The 20,954-nt window shown below is 69.0% G+C and carries 25 protein-coding genes; 15 read left to right on the top strand and 10 right to left on the bottom strand.

What is annotated here, in order from left to right; all coding sequences use genetic code 11:
- Nucleotides 1-83: 83 nt before the first annotated feature.
- Both AC07N1_RS05740 and AC07N1_RS05735 read left to right on the top strand, forming a co-directional pair.
- Complete coding sequence (locus AC07N1_RS05740) at nucleotides 84-398, top strand: metalloregulator ArsR/SmtB family transcription factor (protein WP_494670934.1); 315 nt, start codon at nucleotides 84-86, stop codon at nucleotides 396-398.
- A 67-nt stretch (nucleotides 399-465) separates the two neighbouring features.
- Nucleotides 466-870: an MliC family protein gene (locus AC07N1_RS05735; RefSeq protein WP_494670933.1), complete on the top strand. Its 405-nt coding sequence runs from the start codon at nucleotides 466-468 to the stop codon at nucleotides 868-870.
- Nucleotides 871-902: 32 nt separating this feature from the next.
- Here the strand turns inward: AC07N1_RS05735 and AC07N1_RS05730 are convergent, their stop codons facing one another.
- Together AC07N1_RS05730 and AC07N1_RS05725 are read right to left on the bottom strand one after the other, a co-directional pair.
- On the bottom strand, nucleotides 903-1,646 hold the full coding sequence (locus AC07N1_RS05730) for an exonuclease domain-containing protein (protein ID WP_494670932.1): 744 nt from the start codon (nucleotides 1,644-1,646) through the stop codon (nucleotides 903-905).
- A gap of 55 nt (nucleotides 1,647-1,701) precedes the next feature.
- A complete protein-coding gene (locus AC07N1_RS05725; protein ID WP_494670931.1) occupies nucleotides 1,702-2,601 on the bottom strand; it encodes a hypothetical protein in 900 nt (299 codons plus the stop codon).
- 69 nt (nucleotides 2,602-2,670) lie between these two features.
- Between AC07N1_RS05725 and AC07N1_RS05720 the strand changes: the two genes are divergently transcribed.
- From AC07N1_RS05720 to AC07N1_RS05700, 5 genes are all read left to right on the top strand, one after another.
- Nucleotides 2,671-3,000: a DUF1491 family protein gene (locus tag AC07N1_RS05720; RefSeq protein WP_494670930.1), complete on the top strand. Its 330-nt coding sequence runs from the start codon at nucleotides 2,671-2,673 to the stop codon at nucleotides 2,998-3,000.
- 138 nt (nucleotides 3,001-3,138) lie between these two features.
- On the top strand, nucleotides 3,139-3,519 hold the full coding sequence (locus AC07N1_RS05715) for a hypothetical protein (protein ID WP_494670929.1): 381 nt from the start codon (nucleotides 3,139-3,141) through the stop codon (nucleotides 3,517-3,519).
- Nucleotides 3,520-3,872: 353 nt separating this feature from the next.
- Nucleotides 3,873-5,402 (top strand): tetratricopeptide repeat protein, encoded by a 1,530-nt coding sequence (locus AC07N1_RS05710; RefSeq protein ID WP_494670928.1) that lies wholly within the window; start codon nucleotides 3,873-3,875, stop codon nucleotides 5,400-5,402.
- 112 nt (nucleotides 5,403-5,514) lie between these two features.
- Nucleotides 5,515-7,146, top strand: a complete 1,632-nt coding sequence (locus tag AC07N1_RS05705) for a peptidase MA family metallohydrolase (RefSeq protein ID WP_494670927.1) — start codon at nucleotides 5,515-5,517, stop codon at nucleotides 7,144-7,146.
- A 9-nt stretch (nucleotides 7,147-7,155) separates the two neighbouring features.
- Nucleotides 7,156-8,754: a peptide chain release factor 3 gene (locus AC07N1_RS05700; RefSeq protein WP_494670926.1), complete on the top strand. Its 1,599-nt coding sequence runs from the start codon at nucleotides 7,156-7,158 to the stop codon at nucleotides 8,752-8,754.
- Between the two features lie 28 nt (nucleotides 8,755-8,782).
- Here the strand turns inward: AC07N1_RS05700 and AC07N1_RS05695 are convergent, their stop codons facing one another.
- Nucleotides 8,783-9,967 carry a glycoside hydrolase family protein gene (locus AC07N1_RS05695; RefSeq protein WP_494670925.1) on the bottom strand — a complete coding sequence of 395 codons (1,185 nt, stop codon included), beginning with the start codon at nucleotides 9,965-9,967 and terminating at the stop codon, nucleotides 8,783-8,785.
- A gap of 38 nt (nucleotides 9,968-10,005) precedes the next feature.
- Complete coding sequence (locus AC07N1_RS05690) at nucleotides 10,006-11,229, bottom strand: glycosyl hydrolase 53 family protein (RefSeq protein ID WP_494670924.1); 1,224 nt, start codon at nucleotides 11,227-11,229, stop codon at nucleotides 10,006-10,008.
- 168 nt (nucleotides 11,230-11,397) lie between these two features.
- On the opposite strand from AC07N1_RS05690, the gene AC07N1_RS05685 reads away from it, so the two are divergent.
- Complete coding sequence (locus tag AC07N1_RS05685; protein ID WP_494670923.1) at nucleotides 11,398-11,775, top strand: methylglyoxal synthase; 378 nt, start codon at nucleotides 11,398-11,400, stop codon at nucleotides 11,773-11,775.
- A gap of 340 nt (nucleotides 11,776-12,115) precedes the next feature.
- Here the strand turns inward: AC07N1_RS05685 and AC07N1_RS05680 are convergent, their stop codons facing one another.
- Nucleotides 12,116-12,601, bottom strand: a complete 486-nt coding sequence (locus AC07N1_RS05680) for a ribonuclease H family protein (protein ID WP_494670922.1) — start codon at nucleotides 12,599-12,601, stop codon at nucleotides 12,116-12,118.
- 374 nt (nucleotides 12,602-12,975) lie between these two features.
- Between AC07N1_RS05680 and AC07N1_RS05675 the strand changes: the two genes are divergently transcribed.
- The 3 genes from AC07N1_RS05675 (at nucleotide 12,976) to AC07N1_RS05665 (ending at nucleotide 15,631) form a co-directional block, all read left to right on the top strand.
- Entirely contained in the window at nucleotides 12,976-14,358 is a 1,383-nt protein-coding gene (locus tag AC07N1_RS05675; protein ID WP_494670921.1) for a hypothetical protein, read from the top strand.
- 66 nt (nucleotides 14,359-14,424) lie between these two features.
- Nucleotides 14,425-14,730, top strand: a complete 306-nt coding sequence (locus AC07N1_RS05670) for a hypothetical protein (RefSeq protein ID WP_110121324.1) — start codon at nucleotides 14,425-14,427, stop codon at nucleotides 14,728-14,730.
- Between the two features lie 61 nt (nucleotides 14,731-14,791).
- Nucleotides 14,792-15,631, top strand: a complete 840-nt coding sequence (locus AC07N1_RS05665) for a hypothetical protein (RefSeq protein WP_494670920.1) — start codon at nucleotides 14,792-14,794, stop codon at nucleotides 15,629-15,631.
- A gap of 7 nt (nucleotides 15,632-15,638) precedes the next feature.
- Here AC07N1_RS05665 and AC07N1_RS05660 read toward each other — a convergent pair whose 3' ends face one another.
- On the bottom strand, nucleotides 15,639-16,292 hold the full coding sequence (locus tag AC07N1_RS05660; protein WP_110121326.1) for a J domain-containing protein: 654 nt from the start codon (nucleotides 16,290-16,292) through the stop codon (nucleotides 15,639-15,641).
- Nucleotides 16,293-16,350: 58 nt separating this feature from the next.
- Here AC07N1_RS05660 and AC07N1_RS05655 point away from each other — a divergent pair, with 58 nt between their 5' ends.
- Together AC07N1_RS05655 and cdd are read left to right on the top strand one after the other, a co-directional pair.
- Nucleotides 16,351-16,623: a BolA family protein gene (locus tag AC07N1_RS05655; protein ID WP_494670919.1), complete on the top strand. Its 273-nt coding sequence runs from the start codon at nucleotides 16,351-16,353 to the stop codon at nucleotides 16,621-16,623.
- A gap of 89 nt (nucleotides 16,624-16,712) precedes the next feature.
- The gene (gene cdd / locus AC07N1_RS05650) at nucleotides 16,713-17,144 is read left to right on the top strand and encodes a cytidine deaminase (RefSeq protein WP_494670918.1); all 432 of its coding nucleotides are present in this window, start codon (nucleotides 16,713-16,715) and stop codon (nucleotides 17,142-17,144) included.
- Nucleotides 17,145-17,267: 123 nt separating this feature from the next.
- Here cdd and AC07N1_RS05645 read toward each other — a convergent pair whose 3' ends face one another.
- From AC07N1_RS05645 to AC07N1_RS05635, 3 genes are all read right to left on the bottom strand, one after another.
- Nucleotides 17,268-17,489 carry a YdcH family protein gene (locus AC07N1_RS05645; RefSeq protein ID WP_110133432.1) on the bottom strand — a complete coding sequence of 74 codons (222 nt, stop codon included), beginning with the start codon at nucleotides 17,487-17,489 and terminating at the stop codon, nucleotides 17,268-17,270.
- Nucleotides 17,490-17,618: 129 nt separating this feature from the next.
- Complete coding sequence (locus AC07N1_RS05640; protein ID WP_494670917.1) at nucleotides 17,619-18,068, bottom strand: TIGR02444 family protein; 450 nt, start codon at nucleotides 18,066-18,068, stop codon at nucleotides 17,619-17,621.
- A 5-nt stretch (nucleotides 18,069-18,073) separates the two neighbouring features.
- Nucleotides 18,074-18,715 carry a UbiX family flavin prenyltransferase gene (locus AC07N1_RS05635; protein WP_494670916.1) on the bottom strand — a complete coding sequence of 214 codons (642 nt, stop codon included), beginning with the start codon at nucleotides 18,713-18,715 and terminating at the stop codon, nucleotides 18,074-18,076.
- 133 nt (nucleotides 18,716-18,848) lie between these two features.
- Here AC07N1_RS05635 and AC07N1_RS05630 point away from each other — a divergent pair, with 133 nt between their 5' ends.
- On the top strand, nucleotides 18,849-19,022 hold the full coding sequence (locus AC07N1_RS05630; protein ID WP_110117944.1) for a YdcH family protein: 174 nt from the start codon (nucleotides 18,849-18,851) through the stop codon (nucleotides 19,020-19,022).
- Between the two features lie 91 nt (nucleotides 19,023-19,113).
- Here the strand turns inward: AC07N1_RS05630 and AC07N1_RS05625 are convergent, their stop codons facing one another.
- On the bottom strand, nucleotides 19,114-19,830 hold the full coding sequence (locus tag AC07N1_RS05625) for a DUF1013 domain-containing protein (protein WP_494670915.1): 717 nt from the start codon (nucleotides 19,828-19,830) through the stop codon (nucleotides 19,114-19,116).
- A gap of 199 nt (nucleotides 19,831-20,029) precedes the next feature.
- Between AC07N1_RS05625 and AC07N1_RS05620 the strand changes: the two genes are divergently transcribed.
- Entirely contained in the window at nucleotides 20,030-20,737 is a 708-nt protein-coding gene (locus AC07N1_RS05620) for a hypothetical protein (RefSeq protein WP_494670914.1), read from the top strand.
- The last annotated feature ends 217 nt before the right edge of the window (nucleotides 20,738-20,954 follow it).

Raw genomic sequence — 20,954 nt, 5'->3', positions numbered from 1 at the left:
GGGTGTTCCTTTCGTGTAAGCTATTCCTTAAATACCTCATCGCTAATTTGCAAGCGATTAGCGAAGCGCTTAAATATCCCTTCATGCAGCGTGTTTTCGAAGCCCTGTCGTCGACGGTCCGGCGCAAGATCCTGGCCTATCTGGCCCATGCCGACCTGACGGCGGGCGAGATCGCCTCGCGTTTCGAAATCTCCAAGCCGGCGGTGTCGCAGCACCTGTCTATCCTGGAGGCGGCGGGCCTGGTGACCAGCGAGAAGCGTGGCCAGTTCGTGCACTACAGCCTGGTGCGCGACAGCCTGGTCAACACGCTGAACGACTTCGTCCAGGAGGTCTGCCCGGTGTCCAAGCCGCTGAAGACCGAAAGCGCGCGCTTGAAGGCCGATCGCGACGGCGAGTGATCGGCAACGAAGGTCGGCCAGCCGACGTTATAGCCTCGTCGAACCTTCGCTTTCGGGGAGCTTGCCGATGATCCGCCCGCTGTTCGTCGCCGGCCTGGCCGTGCTGGCCCTGGCCGCCTGCGAGAAGAAGACCGAGGCTCCCAAGCCCGCGCCGACGCCCGACGGCCTGGCCCAGAGCCCGGCTCCCGCGACCCCCGCGGCCCCGGCCGTCAAGGAGATCGTCTACGCCTGCGCCGACGGCCAGGCGCTGAAGGCCCGCTATCCCGACGACAAGACCGCCGTCGTCGAGTACGGCGGCAAGACCCGCACCCTCACCGTCGCCATGTCGGCCAGCGGCGCCCGCTATGTGGGCGAGGGCCTGCAATGGTGGACGAAAGGCATGACCGACGGCCTGGTCTCCGACCTCAAGCCCGGCGAGGACGTCGCCAGCGGCAAGCCGGTCGAATGCCTGGCGCCGTCCGAGGCGGGGTAGAATTGGAACCCTCTCTCTCAGAGAGAGAGTCTTTAGAGCAGCTTCCCTTGTTTGGGTTCGGCCGGCGCGACCTCCACCGCATCCCCCCGGCGGCGCAGTTCCGTCTCGGCGCTGAAGCGCAGGTTGACGTCGCGGTCCTTGGCCAGGGTCAGCAGGGCGTCGCCGTCGAGCTGGTCCCAGGCCTTGCCGCGATGGGGGCCGGTGGGCACGCGGGGCAGCAGGCCCGGCTCGTCGCTCCAGGCCAGCAACTGCTCCAGCGAGGCCGCGCCCAGCATGTCGCGCAGGTGGTGGGCGGTGACATAGGCGTCGGGCAGGGCGCGGTGGGCCGGCAGGCCCAGCTCGTGGACCAGACCTTGCGGCATGCGCTGGTAGCGCAGCATCTGGTTGGAGAAGCTCGTCAGGTGCGGCCACAGGCGCAGGGCGCATTTCCAGGTGCAGATCCACGGCGCGCCGCCGGCCAGCTTCGGGGTGCAGTAGCGCTGCTCGAAGCTGGCCCGGTGCGCGGCCAGGGCCGCGACGCCGCCTTCGGGCCGCAGCACGTCCGGCGCGGCGTCCTTCCAGAACGGCGCACCGGCGACGTCGGCGTCGAGGATGTGGTGCACGGCCATGGTCTCGGGCGAGATCGGACGGCCCGGATTGACCAGCCGGGACCCGCGCTGGTCGTCGACGCGCCACTGGCCGCCGACGTCTTGCACCACGTCCTGCCAGCCGATCTCGCAGACGTCGTGCGGGCCGTTCCCGGCGGTCTCCAGGTCGATGACGCGGACGCGCTGCATGGAGCCAATATGGCCCCCGCTTGGTCTCACGCCAAACGGCGCGGTCCCAAATCTGTCAGCTGACGCGCAGGAAGGCCCGGCCGGCGGCGAAGTCGCCGACTTCCACATAGGCCCGGCGCACGGTCTCGCCGCCGTCGCGGCCCTGGATCACGAACTCGATGGTGATCGCCTCGCGCGGGTCGAGCCGGGCGATGACGTCGCCGGCCTCGCGCGGGAAGCGGAAGGCCATGCCGGTCTTGGCGCTGGTCGGCAGCAGGGTCGGGGCGGGGACGGGATCGCGGGTCTCGGCCCCGAACACCCGGCTGGCGGCGCGCGGGGCGGCGTTGTCGGCCAGGCCCCCGCCGTTGCGGGCCTTCAGATACGGCCCCTGGGTGCGGGTCGGGTCGCGCATCACCAGCCGCGCGGCGTAGGGGCGGGCGCCATCGGCGAAGGTCGCCACGGCCAGCAGTTCGATGTTGCGGCCGGCCAGGCCGAACACCAGCCGGTCGCCGCCGAAGGTCGAGGGCTGCGACAGCCGCCAGAACGGAATGGTCGCCGAGCTGGCGCGGTCGGCCTGCCAGGTGGCGCGGTCGCCCGGATAGTTCATCCGCTGCAGCAGGGCGTAGCCTTCGAAGGCCTTGCGCACCCGGCCGGCGGCCGTGCCCAGGTCCTTGGAATTGCAGGGCACGGCGGCGGCCTTGGCGTGGGCGCGCTGCTGCACGCCGTCCAGCTGCTCGCTGCTGGCGCCGGCGCGCAGGGCCGCGCCCCGGGCCTGGGCCTTGCCCGCATCCAGCGCGCCCGACAGCGACGGGCTGAACAGGCCGCAGCGCGCGCCGGCGGCGCTCATCAGGCTGCGTTCGTAGAAAAGGTCGGAGGGCGTGGCGGCCGCCGTCTGGGCGACGCACAGGGACGCGAGGGCGAACACGGTCGCCATCGAGCGCCGCTTTCGCGCGCCGGCAGTCTTCTTGGTGGCCATTTTCTCGTATTCTGCGAGAGAGGATGTTCGGGCGGACCTTAGCCGCCCCTGGTTGCGGTTCGGTTAGCGATGCTTCTTTCGACGGATCTCTGGGTGGGCGCTTTGATCCGCCGCGCCGAACTGGGCGGCGCCTTCGCCATGGTCGCTCGAAAGGGCGACGTCCGGGCCGGCGCGGTGCTGGTCAAGGTTGTCGATCGCCGGGCCGGAACCGTGCGGCTCTACAGCGAGGCCACCCGCGGCGACGGCGAGCGGGTGTGGATGCAGCCGATCCGCTCGGAGTTCGAACCCGACCTCGACGCCTATGCCGAACGCGCGGCCCGCATCGACCCGGACGTCTGGGTGGTGGAGATCGAGGACCGCGAGGGTCGCCACTTCCTCACCGAGTCGGTCGAGGGCTGAGCGGCGGTCTCCGGCCGTCGGATCCAAGGATCGAAGTTCTCTACAACGATCCACAGCATTAACCTTGCCGCTAAACCAGACCGAAAGTCCGGCGCGGCAGGATGTCACAGGTCTCATAGCAGCCCCCGCAAGCCACCCATGCTCTTTTTGATGAACGACGTCGTGCTCAGCCTGGACGCCGCCGAACTGTCGCCGCCGATGACGCGCGACCGTTTCGCGTCGCTGTCGCTGAACTTCGTCGCCGAACTGGGCAAGGAGCTCTACGCCCAGGAGCCGCTGCTGCATCATAAGCAGGTCGAGAAGGCCAAGCGCCTGGCCGCCCTGGTCATCGCCAAGGCGCCGGAGATCAACGCGGCTCTGTTCATCGCCCCGGCCCGGGGCTGCCTGATCGAGCAGGTGCAGGTGCGCTACGCCCAGATCGGCATCGAGGTCATGGGCGCGCTGCACCAGCGTCAGAAGGCCGGCCAACTGACCAATCTGGAAGCCGACCGCCAGGTCTGGCGTCGGCTGGCCGCCTGACGCGCGGCTGGTCCTGCTAGATCAGCAGGCCGGCCAGCAGGTTCAGGGCGAGGGCGAGAACCACCAGTCCCGCCAGGACCGTGCCCAGGCAGAGCGTGCTTTGCCCCAAGGAGCGCCCAAGGGGGGAACGGTGGCGGATGTGGCGGCGAGGGTCTTCGGCCAGGGCCATGTCGGTTTCCTCCGTCGCCCCGACGGCTCTCGGGGGCCGAACGTCGGCGACAGAGTCAGAATGCCCCCAAACCCCTAAAGTTCACAGGGTCTTTTTGCTCGCGGGGCGCGCGTTCGTGAGCCCGCTCTTGTCAAGCTTCAGCGGGCGCGTTCAACTCGATGCGGGGTTGTGTCGGGGGATTATCGTGGCTTTTCGCAAGTACCTGGCGGCCGGCGCGTTGGCGCTGGGCGTCTTCGCTGGCGCGTCGTCGGCCTTGGCCCAGGCGCCCGCCGCCCCGGTCGCCGACCCGCCGGGGCGCTGGATCCGCGCCGAAAGCGAGCATTTCGTCGTCTATTCCGATCGCGGCGAGCGGCTGCTGCGCGACTACGTGGTCATGCTGGAAGACTTCGACGGCGTGCTGCGGATGCTGCAGGGACGCGTGGGTGCCGAGACCCCGCGCAAGCTGCCGGTCTATCTGGTCTCGAACGGCTACCAGCTGAAGCGGGTCTATCCCGGGGCCGGGGACACCCTGCGCGGGGTCTATATTCCCGCGCTCGAGGACGTCTTCGCCGTGGCCATGCGCGAGGATGTCGACACCCGCACCCGCGGCGACGACGTGGTGCTGCACGAATACGTGCACCACTTCATGATGCAGTACTTCCCCAACGGCTATCCCGGCTGGCTGGTCGAGGGGCTGGCCGAGTACTACATGACCGCCGACCTGCAGCCCAGGAAGGTCACGATCGGCAATTTCAACACCGGCCGCGCCTATACGCTGATGACCGACCGCTGGGCGCCGATGAAGGACCTGCTGTCCAAGCGGCAGAGCGAGATCGATCGCGACGACGTCCACGCCTACTACGCCCAGGCTTGGCTGCTGACCCACTATCTGTGGAACGACAAGGGCCACGCCGGAAAGCTCGCCGGCTATGTCGCCGCCCTTCGCGCCGGCGGCGATCCGATGGAGAGCTGGACCACGGTGTTCGGCGAGGACGCCGCGACCCTGGAGCGCAATCTGAGGTCCTACATGCGCAAGCCGGTGGCGGGTCAGGCCATCACGCGCGCCGAGCCGACGCCGCCGCGGATCGTCTTCACCCGCCTGCCCGCCGGGGCCGACGACCTGATCCTCGAGCTCCAGCAGCTGAAGGCCGGGGTGGACGAGGACGAAGCCAAGGCGCTGCTGGCCAAGGTGCGCGGGATCGCCGCCAAGCGTCCCGGCGAATATTACAGCCGTCTGGCGCTGGCCCGCACCGAGTGCGAGATCGGCGACCGCGCGGCCGGCGAAAAGATCCTGAAGGTCCTGCTCGAGGAACGCCCGGACGACCTGGAGACGCTGCAGGTCATGGCCTACAGCCGGCTGGCGCTCGCCCGCGAGGCCGATCCCGACCAGGCCAAGGCCCTCTATGCCGACGCCGGCAAGTACCTGGCGCGGGCCCACAAGGCCGACGGCGACAACTACCTGACCCTGTACGGCTATGCCGAGACCCGGGCGTTCGAGGCCGAGCCCAGCGAGAACACGCTGAACGTGATCTATCGCGCGGTCGAGATCGTGCCGCAGAACCCCGCCATCCGCATGCGCGCCGCGCAGCTTTTCGTCCAGGCCGGCCAATACCGGGAAGCCCGGCAACTGCTGGGCCCGGTGGCAGGCAATCCCCACGGCGGGGCGGCGGCCCGGCAGGCTGCCGAGACCCTCAAGGCGCTGGAGGGCAAGGCCGACCGTCGGCCCGCCGGCTGAGGCGGGGCGCCCCCGCAAAAGTGGGCTGTGTTTCCCAGGTTTCGGGCCGGCGAGCGCTTGCCCGCGCCTGGGCTTTCGGCCTAGTTCAACGTTGGATTGCGTGGGGGTGTTCGTGTCTGTTCGTCGAGTAAGCCTGGGTGTCGTGCTGGCCGCCGCATTGAGTGCGTGGAGCGCCGCGCAGGCGCAGGATACGGCGGTCGCGAGGCCCGCCGCCGCCATCGCGCCCGAGGCGACCGGTCGCTGGCAGCGGGCCGAGAGCGCGCACTTCATCGTCTATTCCGACCGTAGCGAGGCCCTGGTCCGGCGCTACGTGGCCATGCTGGAAAGCTTCGACGGGGTGCTGCGCCAGCTGCACGGCAAGACCGACGTCGAGACGCCCCGCAAGCTGCCGCTCTACCTGCTGTCCAACAATCGCCAGCTGCGGCGCGTGATGCCCGACGCCAACGAGCTGCTGCGCGGCGTCTACCTGACCGCCGTGGACGACATCTTCGTCGTCGCGATCCGCGCCGACGACGAGTACGACCGCAACAACGGCGACGACACGGTGCTGCACGAATACACGCACCATTTCATGATGCAGTACCTGCCCAACGCCTATCCGGGCTGGCTGGTCGAGGGCCTGGCGGAATATTACAAGACCGCCGACCTGCAGCCGAAGCTCGTCAAGATCGGCGACTTCAGTCGCGGCCGGGCCTATTCGCTGCTGAACGCGCGCTGGGTGCCGATGGACGTGCTGCTGTCCAAGCGCCCCGCGCAGCTGGACAAGGACGACGTCCTGGCCTTCTACGCCCAGTCCTGGCTGCTGACCCACTATGTCTGGAGCGACCGCGAGCGCCGGGGCAAGCTGGACGACTACCTGAAGCTGGTCCGCGACCGCGGCGACCCGATGGCCTCCTGGACCAAGGTCTACGGCCAGGACGCCGCCGGGCTCGAAAAGGCGCTGCGGGCCTATATGAACGGCAAGCTCAGCCTGTGGGCCGTGGTCCCGCGCGCCGCCGCCGCCCCCGAGATCACCTTCACCCGCCTGCCGGCCGGGGCCGACGACCTGATCCTCGACGCCCAGCGCCTGAAGCTGTCGATCAGCAAGGCCGAGGCGCCGGAGCTGCTGGCCAGGGTGCGCGACCTGGCCGCCAAGCGCCCGGACGAATATTACAGCCGCCTGGTGCTGGCCCGCGCCGAGTGCGAGATCGGCGACCGCGACAAGGGCGAGGCGCTGCTCAAGAGCCTGCTCGAGGAGCGGCCGCAGGACGTCGAGACGCTGCAGGTCATGGCCTACAGCCGGCTCGCCGTGGCGCGGCGCCTGGCGCGCGATCCGGCCGGCCGCGACAAGGCCAAGGCCGTCTACGCCGAGGCGGCGAGCTATCTGGGCCGAGCCCACAAGGTCGATCCCGACAACTACCTGACGCTCTACGGCTATGCCGAGAGCCGGTCGCTGGATCGCGAGCCGACCGAGAACACCCTGAACGTCGCCCTCCGCGCCGCGATGATCGCGCCGCAGAACGCGACCATCCGCACGAACGCCGCGCGATTGTTCATCCGCGCCAAGCAGTACCAGGTCGCGCGCGACCTGCTGGGGCCGGTGGCGGGCAATCCGCACGGCGGCGCCACGGCCCGACGGGCCGCCCAGATGCTTGTCCGGATGGAGGGTAAGGCCGACGGCGAGCCCCTGGGCGCGGCCGCCAGGGACGCCGCGACGCCGGATGCGGCTCCGGGGGAAGGTGACAAGGGCGCGTCAGCCGGGTAGTTCGGCCGGATGAGCACCTCTCCCGCCGCTGAAGCCGCCCGTCGGCGCACCTTCGCCATCATCAGCCACCCCGACGCCGGCAAGACGACGCTGACGGAAAACCTGCTGCTGGCCGGCGGGGCGATCCGCGCGGCCGGCGCGGTGCGGGCGCGCGGCCAGGCGCGGCGCACCCAGTCGGACTGGATGAAGATCGAGCGCGAGCGCGGCATCTCGGTCTCGGCGTCGGTGATGACGTTCGACCACGACGGCCTGATGTTCAACCTGCTGGACACCCCGGGCCACGAGGACTTCTCGGAAGACACCTACCGCACCCTCACCGCCGCCGACGCGGCCGTCATGGTGCTGGACGCCGCCAAGGGCATCGAGCCCCAGACCCTGAAGCTGTTCGAGGTGTGCCGCCTGCGCGACATCCCGATCATCACCTTCATCAACAAGATGGACCGCGAGGCCCAGGACCCGTTCGAGCTGCTCGACGAGGTCTCGTCGAAGCTGGCCCTCGATCCCGCGCCGCTGTTCTGGCCGGCCGGTTCGGGCGGGCGCTTCAAGGGCATGCTCGACCTGCGCAGCCAGCAGTTCCTGCCCTACGCCAAGAAGAGCTCGACCGACGAGGAGGGCCACCCCGACGCCGTGGCCTTCAACGGCAACGCCATCGTCCAGTATCTCGAGCCCGACGAGCGCGCCGAGCTGGAGGAAAACGCCATGCTGGTCACCGAGGCCGGCAAGCCGTTCGACGTGCAGTCGTTCCTCGAAGGCCACATGACGCCGGTGTTCTTCGGCTCGGCCCTGCGCCACTTCGGCGTCGACCAGCTGCTGGCCGGCATCGGCGCCTATGCGCCCGCGCCCAAGCCGGCCAAGGCCAGCAAGGCCGGGGCCGAAACCCATGTCGCGCCCGGCGACGGCGAGGTCTCGGGCTTCGTCTTCAAGGTCCAGGCCAACATGGACCCCAATCACCGCGACCGGATCGCCTTCCTGCGCCTGACCAGCGGCCGCTTCACGCGCGGCATGAAGCTGAAGGCCCAGAACACCGGCAAGGCCATGAGCGTCAACGCGCCGATCATGTTCTTCGCGTCCGACCGCGAACTGGCCGAAGACGCCTTCGCCGGCGACGTGATCGGCATTCCCAACCACGGCGTGCTGCGGGTGGGCGACAGCCTGTCGGAGAGCGGCGCCCTGCGCTTCGCCGGCCTGCCCAACTTCGCCCCGGAAATCCTGCGCCGCGTGCGGGTCAAGGATCCGCTGAAGGCCAAGCACCTGAAGAAGGCCCTCGAAGGCCTGGCCGAGGAAGGCGTCACCCAGCTGTTCCGGCCGATGATCGGCAGCGACTTCATCGTCGGCGCCGTCGGCCAGCTGCAGTTCGAGGTCATGGCCGACCGCCTGGCCAACGAATACCAGCTGGACGTGATCTTCGAGGCCAGCCCCTACGCCGAGGCCCGCTGGCTGGTTGGCGAGCGCGCCGACGTCGAGGACTTCGAGAACAAGCACAAGACCGCCATGGGTCGCGACATCGACGAGCAGCCGGTGTTCCTGGGCAAGAGCGCCTGGGAGATCAACTACGTCGCCGAACGCTATCCGAAGGTGCGCTTCGAACGCACGAGGGAGCGGGGCTAGGGTTTCGGCGAGGCCAAGGGCCTTTCGGCTACAGCCCGGCGAGATCCCGGTCCATCGCCGCGCCGTCGAACGGCACGACGATGATTTTGCTGCCATGGCCGTTGCCGCCTGTCTGCGCGTCCTTGGCGACGTCGATGACGGCGAAGGTCATGGCGACGACGTGGCCGTTTTCCATGACCACGCCGGGGCGCTCGAGCTTGTTCCAGTGATTCACGGCGCCGTTGGCGTATCGGATGAAGTCGGCTCCAGGCTCATAGGCCAATCCCTGGACCTTCCACTGCGTGATCCCATCGCGCGAGATCAGGTGATAGGCGCGGCGCTCGCGCCAGTGATTGACCACGATGTGATACCAACCGCCGCTGAACCATAGGACGGGATCTTCGAAAGCGCGCAGATCCGCCTGGGGCATTCCCGCCAGGCCCCGATAGACGCTGTCGCCCATGACCACGTAGGGACCCAGTATCCCCTTGGTGCTGATCAGAACCTGCCCCGACCGAGGAATGATCTGATAGGCGCCGTCGGGCCTCAGCATGATGCTGAAATTGGCCGCGCGGGCGGGCGTCGCCGTCGGATCGCCCCTGGCCGCGACATCGCCTGGCGTCTTGACCAGCTGGAAGCGGCTCTGATCGTAACCGATGACGCCGAGCTGGCGCCAAGGGCCGTCGATCGAGCTTGAGACGAAGACGTCGCCGCTGCGCGTCTCGCTCACGACGACGCCGTAACGCCCGTCATGCAGTCGCAGGGCGGTGACGTTGTGGCCTCTGCCGCCCTGATTGTCGGGCCAGGTCAGACCCTGGTCGCGATAGGGGCCGAACAAGGTGTCGCTGACCGCGACCATGGCCAGGGAGTCTCCCCAGCCCTTGTGACCAAGCGCCTGGTCCCATCGGCTGGCGAACATGCGATACCGGCCGTCGGTTCCCTTGAGGATCTGGCCGTCCCAATAGTTCCAGCGGGCCATCGCCGTATCTTCGAGGCCGTTGCGTTGATCGCGCGCGCTGACCTCGGTTGCGCCCCAAGCGGTCTTGGACAGCGTCGCGGACGGCATCGGCTTGAAGTAGTCGATGAACGCCTTCGGCCCGAGCATCGGCGCCTTTTCGACGGTGGCCTCGGCCTGGGGGCTCGCCTGGGCGGACGCCGCTCGCAGGGGCGCTTGGCCCAGAAGAAGGCAAGTCAGCGCCGCGGCGGCAGCGAGCGGTCGTAGACCCGCGGGCACGGCTTTACGCTCTCCAGAAACCTTCCAACGCCCCTTCCTCATCCCTTCAGCACTCCATAGTCCCGCGCCATCTGGCGATAGAGCTCCATGAAGGCGTTGGCGTCGTAGCGGCCGCCGTGCTCGGTCTTTTCGGGATGGGGCGGCGGGGCGCCGGCGATCTGCGCGCCGGGGGCTTCGGCGGCGTTGATGCCCTGCGACAGCAGGTTGGGGCGCGGGCCTTCGCCGGCGTTGCGGCCGTCCTGGTCGAAGATCGCCTCCTGGTGCCGGGTCGGCTCCCAGATGAACGTGCCCCAGCCGCGCTGGCCCGGGGCGTCGAAGACGAGGTCGTTCACGTAGCGCTTCCGGCTAGAATATTCGGCCACGTAGAAGCCGTGGTCGCGGTAGCGCTCGCCGAACCGGGCGAAGGTGTTGGCCCAGTCGCCCTCGGCCGCCTGCTGGTAGCAGGAGAAGCCGACGGCGTCGAAACGCACGCCGCGCGCCAGAAGGCTGTCGGTCCAGTGGCTGACGATGGTCCAGTGGCGGCCCAGGTGGTTGTGCAGGCTGGTCTTGACGCCTGGAACCGTCTCGCGCGAGGCGTCCAGGCCCGCGCTGAGCAGCCTGGCCAGCTTGTCGAAGCCGCCGGCGTCGGGAACCTGCAGGTGCACCGCATCGGTGGCCGGGTTGCCGGTGGGAACGGGCAGGGGCACGCGGCCGTCCGGCCACAGCATGCCGAAGGTGATCTCGTTGCCGATCACCACCATGTCGGGCTTGGCGCCGGCCTTCACCAGGGCGCTCAGCACCGTGCGGGTGTGGTCGCCGACCGCCTTGACCAGCGCGTCGAACGGCAGGTCGGTCCAGGCGGCGGGTTTCACCTGCTTCTGCGGATCGGCCCAGTTGTCGCTGTAGTGGAAGCTGATCGTCAGGTGCATGCCGGCGGCCTTGATCCGCTTGGCCATCGCCACGGTCTGGCCGAGGCCCGCCCACGGATCGGTCTTGCGCTGCTGAGAGTAGCCGTTCTCGGGATTGACGAAGATGCGGATCTTGACGGCGTTGAAGCCGGCGTCGCCCAGGATCGCCAGGATGTCGCGCTTCTGGCCATCGGCGTAGAAGGTCGCGCCGTCGGCCTCGTCCTGCGGGATCCAGGTGATGTCGGCGCCCAGCAGGAACGGGCCGGGGCGCGCGCCGGGTCCCTTTGCCTCGGATTGGGCGGCGAAGGCGGGCGCGGCCGACAGCAGGGGCAGGGCGGTCAGGCCCATGGCGAAGGCGCGGCGGTCCAGGGTCATCGGCGTCTTCCTCCAGGATCGCCGTGACTGGCGATCTCATTATTTGAGATATAGTTTCAATATGTATCCTAGCGGCATTGCGCGTGAAAAGGGAAGCGGCCTTCAGGCTGGCGGCGGCCTCGACAGCCGCTATAGGAGGGGCGCGTTCGCAAACCGGAGCCGTCCCGCATGACCCGCCAGTTCGCCATCGGCCTCGTGGCCCACGACGACAAGAAGGCCGAGCTGGTCGACTGGGCCCTGGCCCACGCGGCGTTCCTGGAAAAGCACGTGCTCTACGGCACCGGCACCACCGGCGGCCGCATCCTGCAGGCCCTGCCGCAGCTGCAGCTGACCCGCCTCAAGAGTGGTCCCCTGGGCGGCGACCAGCAGCTGGGCGCGATGATCGCCGAGGGCCGGCTCGATATCCTGATCTTCTTCGTCGACCCGCTGTCGCCCCAGCCGCACGACGTCGACGTCAAGGCCCTGATCCGCCTGGCCACCTTGGCCGACATCCCCTTCGCCTGCAACGCGGCGACCGCGACGCTGGTAGTGAAGGGGCTTCAGTAGGAAACCTCCCCCTCTGGGGGAGGCGGCCGAAGGCCGGTGGGGGGAAGTTGTCAGCTCCCCCAGTCTTGGCCGATTTCATAGAAACGCCCCCCACCGATCGCTGCGCGATCGCCTCCCCCACAGGGGGAGATTTCTCCAACGCCCCAACTCCTCCCCCGTGAAACGGGGGAGGGGGACCGCGAAGCGGTGGAGGGGGCGGCGGCGCGCTCGGCGCTCTGTCCCTCGCCCCCTCCGTCACGCTGCGTATCCGCAGCGCGCCACCTCCCCCGTTTCTCGGGGGAGGAGCTAGGAGCGCGGGTTCGACGATAAACGAAGCGACGTACGGGGCCGCCGCAGGCGGCTAGCCCGGAAACTTCAGCAGGTTCGGCTTCGGAATGGCGGCCTTGAAGCTGCCGCGGCTCTTGGACGTGTCCAGTCCGAACTCGGCCCAGGCCGCGAGGAAACCACTCGCCGGCGCGCCAGCCGCCAGCGGCACGAGGTTCAGCACCGGCCGGGCGGCGACCAGGGCGCGGGCGGCGGCCCAGGCTTCGGGTTCGGCCAGGGCGTAGGCGCCGTCGCTGGCGACCAGTTCGCCGGCCAGGGCGGGATCGGCGAAATGCAGGGTCACGGCCGCGCCGGCCGGCAGGTCCGACAGGCTGGTCAGCGCCTCGACCAGCGCCGTCAGGCTCATCTTCGCCAGGCTGGTGCGGCGCTCGCCGCCGGCCGCGCCCCTGATCGCCGCCGCGCCCGACTCGCCGTCCTGCCGACGGACGAACGCCCAGCCGCCATAGCCGGGATCCTGCTTGCAGAGGGCGGCGGTCCAGAGGGTCACGGAAGGGCTGGTCATGGCGGTTTCCTAGCGCCTTGCGTCGGAATTCGCCACTCCGCGCGGTAACGACCCTGAACAAAGTGTAAACAAGGTCCTAAATCTTAGGGTTAACGTCATTTTCACTTTGGTGAACGAAGTTATAATTGGTGCGATCGCACCGCCCGCCGGCTGTGGATCGATCAAGCAAAAAGCGTGCCAAAATGGGTCAAAAGCCCAGATTTCCGGGCCGATCGGGCGATCAAAGTTAATGTGATCTGAATATTCGTGGTTAACGACGGATTCACACCTGTTAACCCCTTGTTAAGAGCGTTGGCTCCGGTTTTGCTGATATCGCGTTAAATCCATTTCGGGCGTGCCGAGGTGGGACGATCCGGCTGCGGAGTGCGCGAGCGATGTTCGAATTCGTTGGACGGGACCTGAAGCGGTTGCTGGGCGTCGACGGCCAGGGCCGCGTGTCCCATGCCGCCGCCCATCGCGAAGGGCTGACCGGCGGCGACACCGCGCTGCTGGAACTGATGGACCTGCGCCTGCTGACCAACGAGGCCCGCGCCGCCGACGTCGCGGCCGGCCGCATCGGCTGCAAGGACCGCGCGGTGCGCCTGCTGGAAGCCGCCGTGGTCTGGCGCGAAGTGGCCCGCCGCACCGGCGACGCGGCTGCTTTACGTAAAGGCGCAGCCCAGGCCGAGGCCGCCGCCCGGCTGGGCGAGACCGAGCGCAAGCCCGAGCTGACCGCCGCCGCCCGCTGCGAGCAGGCGGTGCTGGCCATGCTGGGCGCCGAACTGTTCGGCGACGAGGGCCTGCACGCGGCCGCCGGCGCCACGCTTTCCCTGGCCAAGTCGGCCCACGGCCCGCACGCGCCGTTGGCCGCGGCCCTGATGGCCGCCGTCGACGGCCGCATGGCGCTGTCCGACAACGATATCGACCGCGCCCTGGCGTCGGCCCAGGCCTTCGAGGCCCCGCTGGAAGTGCTGGCGAGCGATCGCGGCGCCAAGGCCGGCGGCGGCCGCCTGCAGCTGGCCGACCAGCGCGCCGCCCGCATCGACCTGCTGCTGGCCTGCGCCGTCCGCCTGAAGGACCGCTCGCTGGTCGAGGTCGCCCTGGCCGAGGCCCGCGTCGCCGTCGCCGCCCTCGATCCCGATTTCGAACCCCTGACCTGGTCGCGCCTGGAGCTGCTGCGCGCCGAGGCCCTGACGCGCCTGGGCGACTTCGACGGCGAGCTTTCCCTGATCGCCGACGGCGTCGAGGCCGCCACCCAGGCGCTGGAGCCGCTGGACCCCGGCCACAGCCCGCTGGACTGGGCCCGCGCCCAGGCGGGCCTGGGCGAGGCTTTGCAGATGATGGGCGAGGCCACCACCTCCGACCGCTGCTTCGAGCAGGCCGTCACCTGCTTCGACCGCGCCACCCACATCGTGAAGGTGCAGCCGGCCCTGTCCCTGCGCGCCGCCGTCGCCAACAACCGCGCCCTGAGTCTGGCCCGCTGCGCCGAGCTGACGGCGGACCTGGCGGTGCTCGACGCCGCCGAGATGGCTTTCAAGGCCGAGCTTTCGGCCCATCCGGGCGCGCGCGACCCGGCCGGCTGGGCCGTGGCCCAGATGAACCTGGCCCGTCTCTATGAAGCACGGGTCGAGATCACCGGCCGCGACGACGGGCGCCTGGACCGGGCGGCCACCGCTCTTGCGGTCGCGTTCGACGTCTTCGCCGAGCTTGGCCTGCGGTCGCTGACCGACCTGGCGGCCCAGGGGTTGCAACGGCTCAAGCAGGCGAACGCCGCCTGACCCAAAATGACACCGGAGGCTCCCGGGAAACCCCAGGGCCCTCCGCAAGACAATAGGGATGATACAGTGATCGCTTCGTTCGTTCTCGCCGCCGCCGTGACCGCCGCCGCTCCGTCCGCCTCGGCCGAGCCGCAGGCCCGTGTCGTCCAGGTGGCGCAACCGCGCGAAGCGGTGGCCCTGCTCAGCTGCATGGTCAAGAACAACGGCGGCCTGACGGCTTGCAGCGTCCAGGCCGAGAGCCCCAACGACCTGGGCGTCGGCGACGCCGCCCTGCAGATGGCCTCGCAGATCCAGGTCGACCTGCTGGGTCCGGACGGCAAGAGCCGCGCCGGTTCGTTCATCGACGTGCCGATCCGCATCCGCATCCGCTGAATTCAAGCGCGAGTCCGCTTTGAGACTCGCGTGGCTACCCGGCCGGGCCTAAAGCTCGGCCATGGCCTTCAAGCGCGCCTTTCCCTGGATCGTCACGGTCGCCGTCATGGCGGCTACCTTCGCCGTCGCCGGCGGGCTGGCGATCCGCCGCGACCGCGCCGAAGCCGCCCGTTCCGCCGCCGCCTTGCCGAATGTCACGGTGTCTCAAGCCGAAGACGATCGCGCCTACGCCCGGCTGCTGCGCGAGAATCTCGACCAGGGGCGGGACGAAGAGGCCAAGCTGATCGCGGCTCATTCCGCTTTCGCCCGGCGCGAGGGCGACGTCCTGTTTCTCCGCATCGGCGGCCGCGACGTGGCCGCCTTCACCGACGCGAACTATTGCGACGGCTTCGACAGCTGTAGCCGCTGGCGGTTCTCGGGCGTGCTCGACCTGGGCGGCCGGCGCTATCCCTATCTCGGCTTCACGCATGGCGAGGGCGACGAGACGGCCCTGCTGGTCGATGCGGCGGGCGAGCTGGTCGGCCTGGGCGAGGGGCTGCCCGTCGCCTCGCCCGACGGCCGCTGGCTGGTGGTCGGCAATTATGGCGATTTCGGCGGCGGCCTGTCGGTGTTCGCAGCCGGGGAGGGCAGGCTGACCTTCGTCGCCGACAGCGACGCCCGCTGCCGTCCGGACCGCTGGCTGGCGCCCGATCGGGTCGCGCTGACCTGCGAGGCCGAAGACGGCCTGGGTGAGCGGCCGGCGGTTCTCGTCGTCGGCGCGCCGGGACGGATCGAGGCGAAGGGGCGCGCGGCCCAGCCTCTTTTCCGCATCACGTCCGAGGGGCGGCGCGAAGGCGAACCGGCGCCCGAGGCCGAAGAGGACTATTTCCCGACCAAGGGCTACCGCCGTCTGGCACCTTGAGTCGTCGCTACTTCGCCATCCCGGACTTCTGCAGGGTCTTGTAGGCCTTGATCACTCGCTGGAGCTTGTGCTCGGCGCTGCGGTCGCCGCCGTTCATGTCGGGGTGGCAGCGCTTGAGCAGGTCCTTGTAGCGGGCGCGGATGGCCGCGGCGTCGGCGTCGACGTCGAGATCCATGTCGGCCAGGGCCTGGCGTTCCAGCTTGCCGACGGCGCGGCCGGCGGCGGCCGATTCGGCCTTGCGCTGCTGGGCGCGGAACAGGCCGAACGGGTCGGCCATGTTGCGGGCGTCGCGGGCGGCGGCGGCGGCGGCCTCGCGCGAACCGGCGTCGGCCTTCATGCTCCAGGTCGGTCGGCCGCCGGTGACCTTCTCGCGCTCCTGCTCGGCGCGGATCTGGCCCTCGTTCATGCCGGCGTAGAAGTTCCAGTTCTTGTTGTACTCGGCCGCGTGCGGCTGACAGAAGTGGTAGTACTGGCCCGGCAGGTCGCGGCTCTTGGGCGCCTTGGCCTCGGCCGCGCGCAGGCAGTCGGCATGCTCGCACCGACGCTGACCGGGCTTCAGCCGGTTGACGTCGTCGGCGCGCGGACCCTCCTCCTCGCCCGGCTTGGGCGGGCGGACGCGGATGTCGAAAAACTTGGGGCGGTATTCGAACGCACGGCTCATGGCGCTTAGAGTAAGCCCAGGCTATTTCCGTTCAAGGATTGACATGCCGGAGATCACCATGGGCGCCGTCTCTGACGCCATCGAAGCCAAGTTGACCACCGCTTTTTCGCCCACCCGGCTGGAGGTCGTGGACGACAGCGCCCGCCACCAGGGCCATGCCGGCCACCGCGAGGGCGGAGAGAGCCACTTCAACCTGACGATCGAGGCGCAAGCCTTCGCCGGCAAGGGCCGCGTGGCCCGCCAGCGGCTGATTTTCCAGGCCCTGGCCGAGGAAATGGCGGGGCCCGTGCACGCCCTGTCGATCGTCGCCCTGGCGCCCGGCGAAACCTGATCGCGGCCCGCCGCTTTGCGCTTGCATAAGCGGGCCGCGACTGATTGCCTCGGTTCCCGGCGCGATCCTGCCGGGATCCGAGGGATGGCATGAGCGCCGCAATATTTTCTTCCGATATCCAGGCTTCCGACGAAGCGGCCATCGCCGCCGCGCTGCCGGCCTATCTGGCGCGGTCCTACGCCCGCTATTCGAACTTCACCGTCGCCAGCGCCGTCGTCGACGACCTGGGCGGGGTGCATTTCGGCGTCAATGTCGAGAACGCCGCCTATCCGTCGGGCACCTGCGCCGAGCAGACGGCGATCGGGGCCATGGTCACGGCCGGCGGCCGCCGCATCGAGCGCGTCTACATCGCCGCCGGCTCCGACGCCGTCGTCCAGCCCTGCGGCGCCTGCCGCCAGCGCATCGGCGAGTTCGCTGTGAAGACCTGCGAGATCGTGTCGGTGCAGGGCGGGGCGGCCACGAAGCGCACGCCGTTCTGGAGCCTGCTGCCCGAGGCGTTCGGGCCGGGGGATCTGGAGTAGGGTCGGGGGAGACCCCCCTCCGGCCCTCCGGGCCACCTCCCCCAAAGGGGGAGGATCTACGGCCTCAGATGCTCCCCCTCTGGGGGAGCTGTCGCGGAGCGACTGAGGGGGCGCGCGCAGCGCTTAGGCGATGATATCCGGCGTCACCTGGTCTTCCAGGCGCACGATCTCGTCCTTCAGGGCCAGCTTGCGGCGCTTGAGGCGGGCGATCTGCAGCATGTCGGGCTGGGGGCGTTCTTCCAGGGCCGCGACGGCGTCCGACAGGTCCTGGTGCTCCTCGCGCAGGATCGCCAGGCGGCGCTCGATGGCGATGGAGGTTTCTTCCGAAGGATCGTCATCGTTCATGGACGTTCCCCCACTCTGAGCACTGGTCCGAAGCCGGTGATAGATAGCAAAGCCTGACGGGCGGTAAAGGTCTCAAGCCAAAGCGCGCTAGGCGAAAGTGTTTGCGGTTTCGCCGCCCGGTGCGCGCCCTCAAGCCAAAGCATCGGCCAGCCGCGCCAAAGCCGCGTCCTGCGGCGGCTCGCCGGAGGCCCGGGCGGCCGCCAGAAGAGCGCCGTAGACGTCGGCCGTGGCGCCCACCGGGCCGCAGATCGCCTCCAGGCTCTCCATCAGCAGCTTCTCGCCGGCCAGTTCGGCCGCCTTGACCTGGTCGCGGAAGGTTTCCCGCGCCGGATCGGCCACGTCGGGACGCGCGGGCTTCAGAGCCCGGCGCACGCCGCGCAGGGGCGCGCCGATCTCGGCGTCCCAGGCGCGGACCAGGGCCGCGGCGCGCGCCAGATCGGCGGGCCGTCCCTCCAGCGCCGTCCAGGCCGCCCACAGCAGGAACGGCGCGTTCTGGCCGTGCGCGTCCTGCAGGTCCAGGCACGCGGCTGCGACAGGCTGTCGCGCATAGACGGAAAGAGCCCAGTCCCAGAACCGCATGGCCGTTAATTTTCGTCCGTTTCGTTGACGGTAGCACCAATGGGGGGGAGGTCCTCGCCCCAGCGCTTCACCGGCCCCCAGGTCAGGCCGAAGAGGTCGAGCGCCCGGCCCACCGACTGGTCGACCATCTCCTCGATCGAGACGGGTTTCGCATAGAAGGCCGGCACCGGCGGGGCGATCACCGCGCCCATTTCCGAGAGGCGCGTCAGGGTGCGCAGATGGCCCAGGTGCAGCGGGCTTTCGCGCACCATCAGCACCAGCGGCCGGCGCTCCTTCAGGGTCACGTCGGCGGCGCGGGTCAGCAGCGAAGAGGTTACGCCGGTGGCGATCTCGCTCATCGTCCGCACCGAGCAGGGCGCTACGATCATGCCCAGCGTGCGGTAGGAGCCCGAGGCGATCGAGGCCCCGACATCGCCGATCCGGTGCACCACGTCGGCCGTCTCGGCGGCCTGGGCGACCGAAAGCCCGGTCTCCTGGGTCAAGGTCAGGGCCGCCGACTTGCTCATCACGAGGTGGCTCTCGACGCCCAGGTCGCGGCAGGCGGCCAGGGCCCGCAGGCCGTAAAGCGCCCCCGAGGCGCCGGAGATTCCGATCACCAGTCGCGGTTTGAAACCACTGGTGGAAGCGGGTGCGGCGGCGTCCGTCATGGTGAATTTTCGTCCGTCACGGGAGGAAGCGTCGCCACGTCAAGCGCCGCCGATTGCAATCATATGTGATCTGACAGCCCGGACCAGCGGGTGTTCACTCCCTCCGTCAACAGCCCAAAAGGAGGCCGAGCCCATGGCCATCGAATCCCGTATCCGCGAGCTGGGGTCCCGTCACGAGAACCTCGACCGCACGATCCAGGAGGAGACCAGTCGACCGGGTAGCGACGCCACCAGGCTTCGAGAGCTGAAGCGGCAGAAGCTGAGGCTCAAGGAGGAGATAGAGGGACTTCGAGCGAGGCTCCACTAAAGCCCCAAAGGCATAGAAAAGGCCCATCCGAGCGTCGGATGGGCCTTTTTGCTGTCCGGGTTTCCCCGTCCTCGCGAACGGGGAGAGGGGATCAGTCCTCGTCGTCTTCGTCGTCGTCGACATTGCCCTTGAACGAGCCGAACACGTCCTCGGCCTTCGGTTCGGCGCGGGCGGCGCGGATGTCGCGCTCTTCCTGCTCTTCCTCGGAGATGTAGGCCGTCTCGGCCGCCGGACGCAGGGTCGGGTCCTCGGCGACGATGCCCTTCTTGGCGTCGTCCTTGGCCTTCTTCTCGGCCGCCTTCTTGACGAGGGCGTCGAGTTCCAGCTGGCCGACCAGGCCCAGGGTCACCGGATCGACCGGCTTGATGTTGGCCGCGTTCCAGTGGGTGCGGTTGCGCACCTGCTCGATGGTGGCCTTGGTCGTGCCGAGGATCTTGGAGATCTGGGCGTCGGTCACTTCCGGGTGGTGACGGATGAACCAGGCGATGGCGTCCGGACGGTCCTGACGGCGCGACACCGGGGTGTAGCGCGGGGCCTTCTTCTGCGGCTTCAGCAGCTCGGCGTGACGGCTCACCTGGGCCTTCATGCGGTACTGCGGGGCGCGTTGGGCCTTGTCGAGCTCTTCGCGGGTCAGCTGGCCGTTGCCGATCGGATCGGCGCCGCGGATGTCGCGCGCCACTTCGCCATCGGCGATGCCGCGGACTTCCAGCGGGTGCAGGCCGCAGAAGTCGGCGATCTGCTCGAAGCTCAGCGAGGTGTTGTCCACGAGCCAGACGGCGGTCGCCTTGGGCATCAGAATGTCGGACATGCGGTCCTCCAGAAATGACGGCGCCCGACCTTTCGGCCGGGCGGGGTTGTTCAACGATGAGCTATAATGCGGTTCTGAGCGAAAGGGAACGGGGGAGGCGCGTGTCGGCGCGTCATGGCGGCAAGATGCGCGAGGAAGCGCCAATAATCCTCTATAGGTTGTGATATTCTGGTCCCCTGACAATTTTGGGGAGGCCGGGATGTCGGTTCGAAAAATTCTTTGGGTCGTCAACTACGACAAGCTGAGCGATTTCGTGACGCAGGCGGTGGACGCCAGGGTCACGGGCGTGGCCATACGCACCGACAATGACGTCGCGGCGGCCATCACGGCGTTCAAGGCCAAGGGCATAGACGTCTTCGGCTGGCGCTGGCCGTCGGCGAAGGAGGACGCGGCCATGAAGGAGGCGGCCAAGGTCGTCGATCTCCTGGGCAAGGGGCTGGCCGGCTATTACGTCGATCCCGAAGGCGCGCCTGGAAAACCCTACGATTGGGACCAGAAGGGCCTGAGCGCCCTGGCCGACAAGTTCTGCTCGACCATCGTGGCGGCCTCCGGCGGTCGTCCGTTCGGCACGACGTCGCATTACCGCGCCAAGGCCATGCACCCGAACCTGCCCTGGGCGGCGTTCTTCAAGCACTCCACGGTGCTGCTGCCCCAGGCCTACTGGCGCACCGACGACGGCGTCGTCGGCCACGGCGATCCCGCCGACAACTACGTTCAGTCGATCAAGTTCTGGACGGCCGCCGGCGGCAAGCCCGGCCTGATCACGCCCATGGCCGGCGAGATCGCGCACGCCAAGGCCGCCGAGATCCAGAAGTACGCCGCGGCGGCCGGCAAATCCGAACTCCACTTCTACACGGCCACGGACGACGTGCCGGCGACGGTGTGGAACGCGATCGCCGCGCTCTGACGTCCCGCGCGGGCGGCTTCAGAGTCTTGTTTGGTCACGCACCGCCAACAGTTCGCCTCCCTCGCCCTTGTGGCGAGGGTCCATGCCGGCGACCGCTCAGACCTCTAGCCTCTTGCAAAGATCTGAGCGGCTGAACGATGGATCCTGGGCGCAAGGCCAGCAAGGCGAACCAAAAAGATCCTCCCCCTCTGGGGGAGGTGGCCCGGAGGGCCGGAGG

The organism is Caulobacter sp. GW821-FHT09B11, assembly GCF_059418205.1.
Note: the sequence above shows the minus strand (reverse complement) of the source record. Positions and strands in the feature narration are given on the sequence as shown.

Coding starts and splice junctions, on each gene's coding strand:
- AC07N1_RS05620 (WP_494670914.1), top strand. CDS start 20,030: ATGTCGGTTCGAAAAATTCTTTGGGTCGTCAACTACGACAAGCTGAGC.
- AC07N1_RS05735 (WP_494670933.1), top strand. CDS start 466: ATGATCCGCCCGCTGTTCGTCGCCGGCCTGGCCGTGCTGGCCCTGGCC.
- AC07N1_RS05640 (WP_494670917.1), bottom strand. CDS start 18,068: ATGCGGTTCTGGGACTGGGCTCTTTCCGTCTATGCGCGACAGCCTGTC.
- AC07N1_RS05630 (WP_110117944.1), top strand. CDS start 18,849: ATGGCCATCGAATCCCGTATCCGCGAGCTGGGGTCCCGTCACGAGAAC.
- AC07N1_RS05635 (WP_494670916.1), bottom strand. CDS start 18,715: ATGACGGACGCCGCCGCACCCGCTTCCACCAGTGGTTTCAAACCGCGA.
- cdd (WP_494670918.1), top strand. CDS start 16,713: ATGAGCGCCGCAATATTTTCTTCCGATATCCAGGCTTCCGACGAAGCG.
- AC07N1_RS05690 (WP_494670924.1), bottom strand. CDS start 11,229: ATGACCCTGGACCGCCGCGCCTTCGCCATGGGCCTGACCGCCCTGCCC.
- AC07N1_RS05730 (WP_494670932.1), bottom strand. CDS start 1,646: ATGCAGCGCGTCCGCGTCATCGACCTGGAGACCGCCGGGAACGGCCCG.
- AC07N1_RS05645 (WP_110133432.1), bottom strand. CDS start 17,489: ATGAACGATGACGATCCTTCGGAAGAAACCTCCATCGCCATCGAGCGC.
- AC07N1_RS05715 (WP_494670929.1), top strand. CDS start 3,139: ATGCTCTTTTTGATGAACGACGTCGTGCTCAGCCTGGACGCCGCCGAA.
- AC07N1_RS05665 (WP_494670920.1), top strand. CDS start 14,792: ATGGCCTTCAAGCGCGCCTTTCCCTGGATCGTCACGGTCGCCGTCATG.
- AC07N1_RS05725 (WP_494670931.1), bottom strand. CDS start 2,601: ATGGCCACCAAGAAGACTGCCGGCGCGCGAAAGCGGCGCTCGATGGCG.
- AC07N1_RS05625 (WP_494670915.1), bottom strand. CDS start 19,830: ATGTCCGACATTCTGATGCCCAAGGCGACCGCCGTCTGGCTCGTGGAC.
- AC07N1_RS05660 (WP_110121326.1), bottom strand. CDS start 16,292: ATGAGCCGTGCGTTCGAATACCGCCCCAAGTTTTTCGACATCCGCGTC.
- AC07N1_RS05655 (WP_494670919.1), top strand. CDS start 16,351: ATGGGCGCCGTCTCTGACGCCATCGAAGCCAAGTTGACCACCGCTTTT.
- AC07N1_RS05700 (WP_494670926.1), top strand. CDS start 7,156: ATGAGCACCTCTCCCGCCGCTGAAGCCGCCCGTCGGCGCACCTTCGCC.
- AC07N1_RS05720 (WP_494670930.1), top strand. CDS start 2,671: ATGCTTCTTTCGACGGATCTCTGGGTGGGCGCTTTGATCCGCCGCGCC.
- AC07N1_RS05680 (WP_494670922.1), bottom strand. CDS start 12,601: ATGACCAGCCCTTCCGTGACCCTCTGGACCGCCGCCCTCTGCAAGCAG.
- AC07N1_RS05685 (WP_494670923.1), top strand. CDS start 11,398: ATGACCCGCCAGTTCGCCATCGGCCTCGTGGCCCACGACGACAAGAAG.
- AC07N1_RS05675 (WP_494670921.1), top strand. CDS start 12,976: ATGTTCGAATTCGTTGGACGGGACCTGAAGCGGTTGCTGGGCGTCGAC.
- AC07N1_RS05740 (WP_494670934.1), top strand. CDS start 84: ATGCAGCGTGTTTTCGAAGCCCTGTCGTCGACGGTCCGGCGCAAGATC.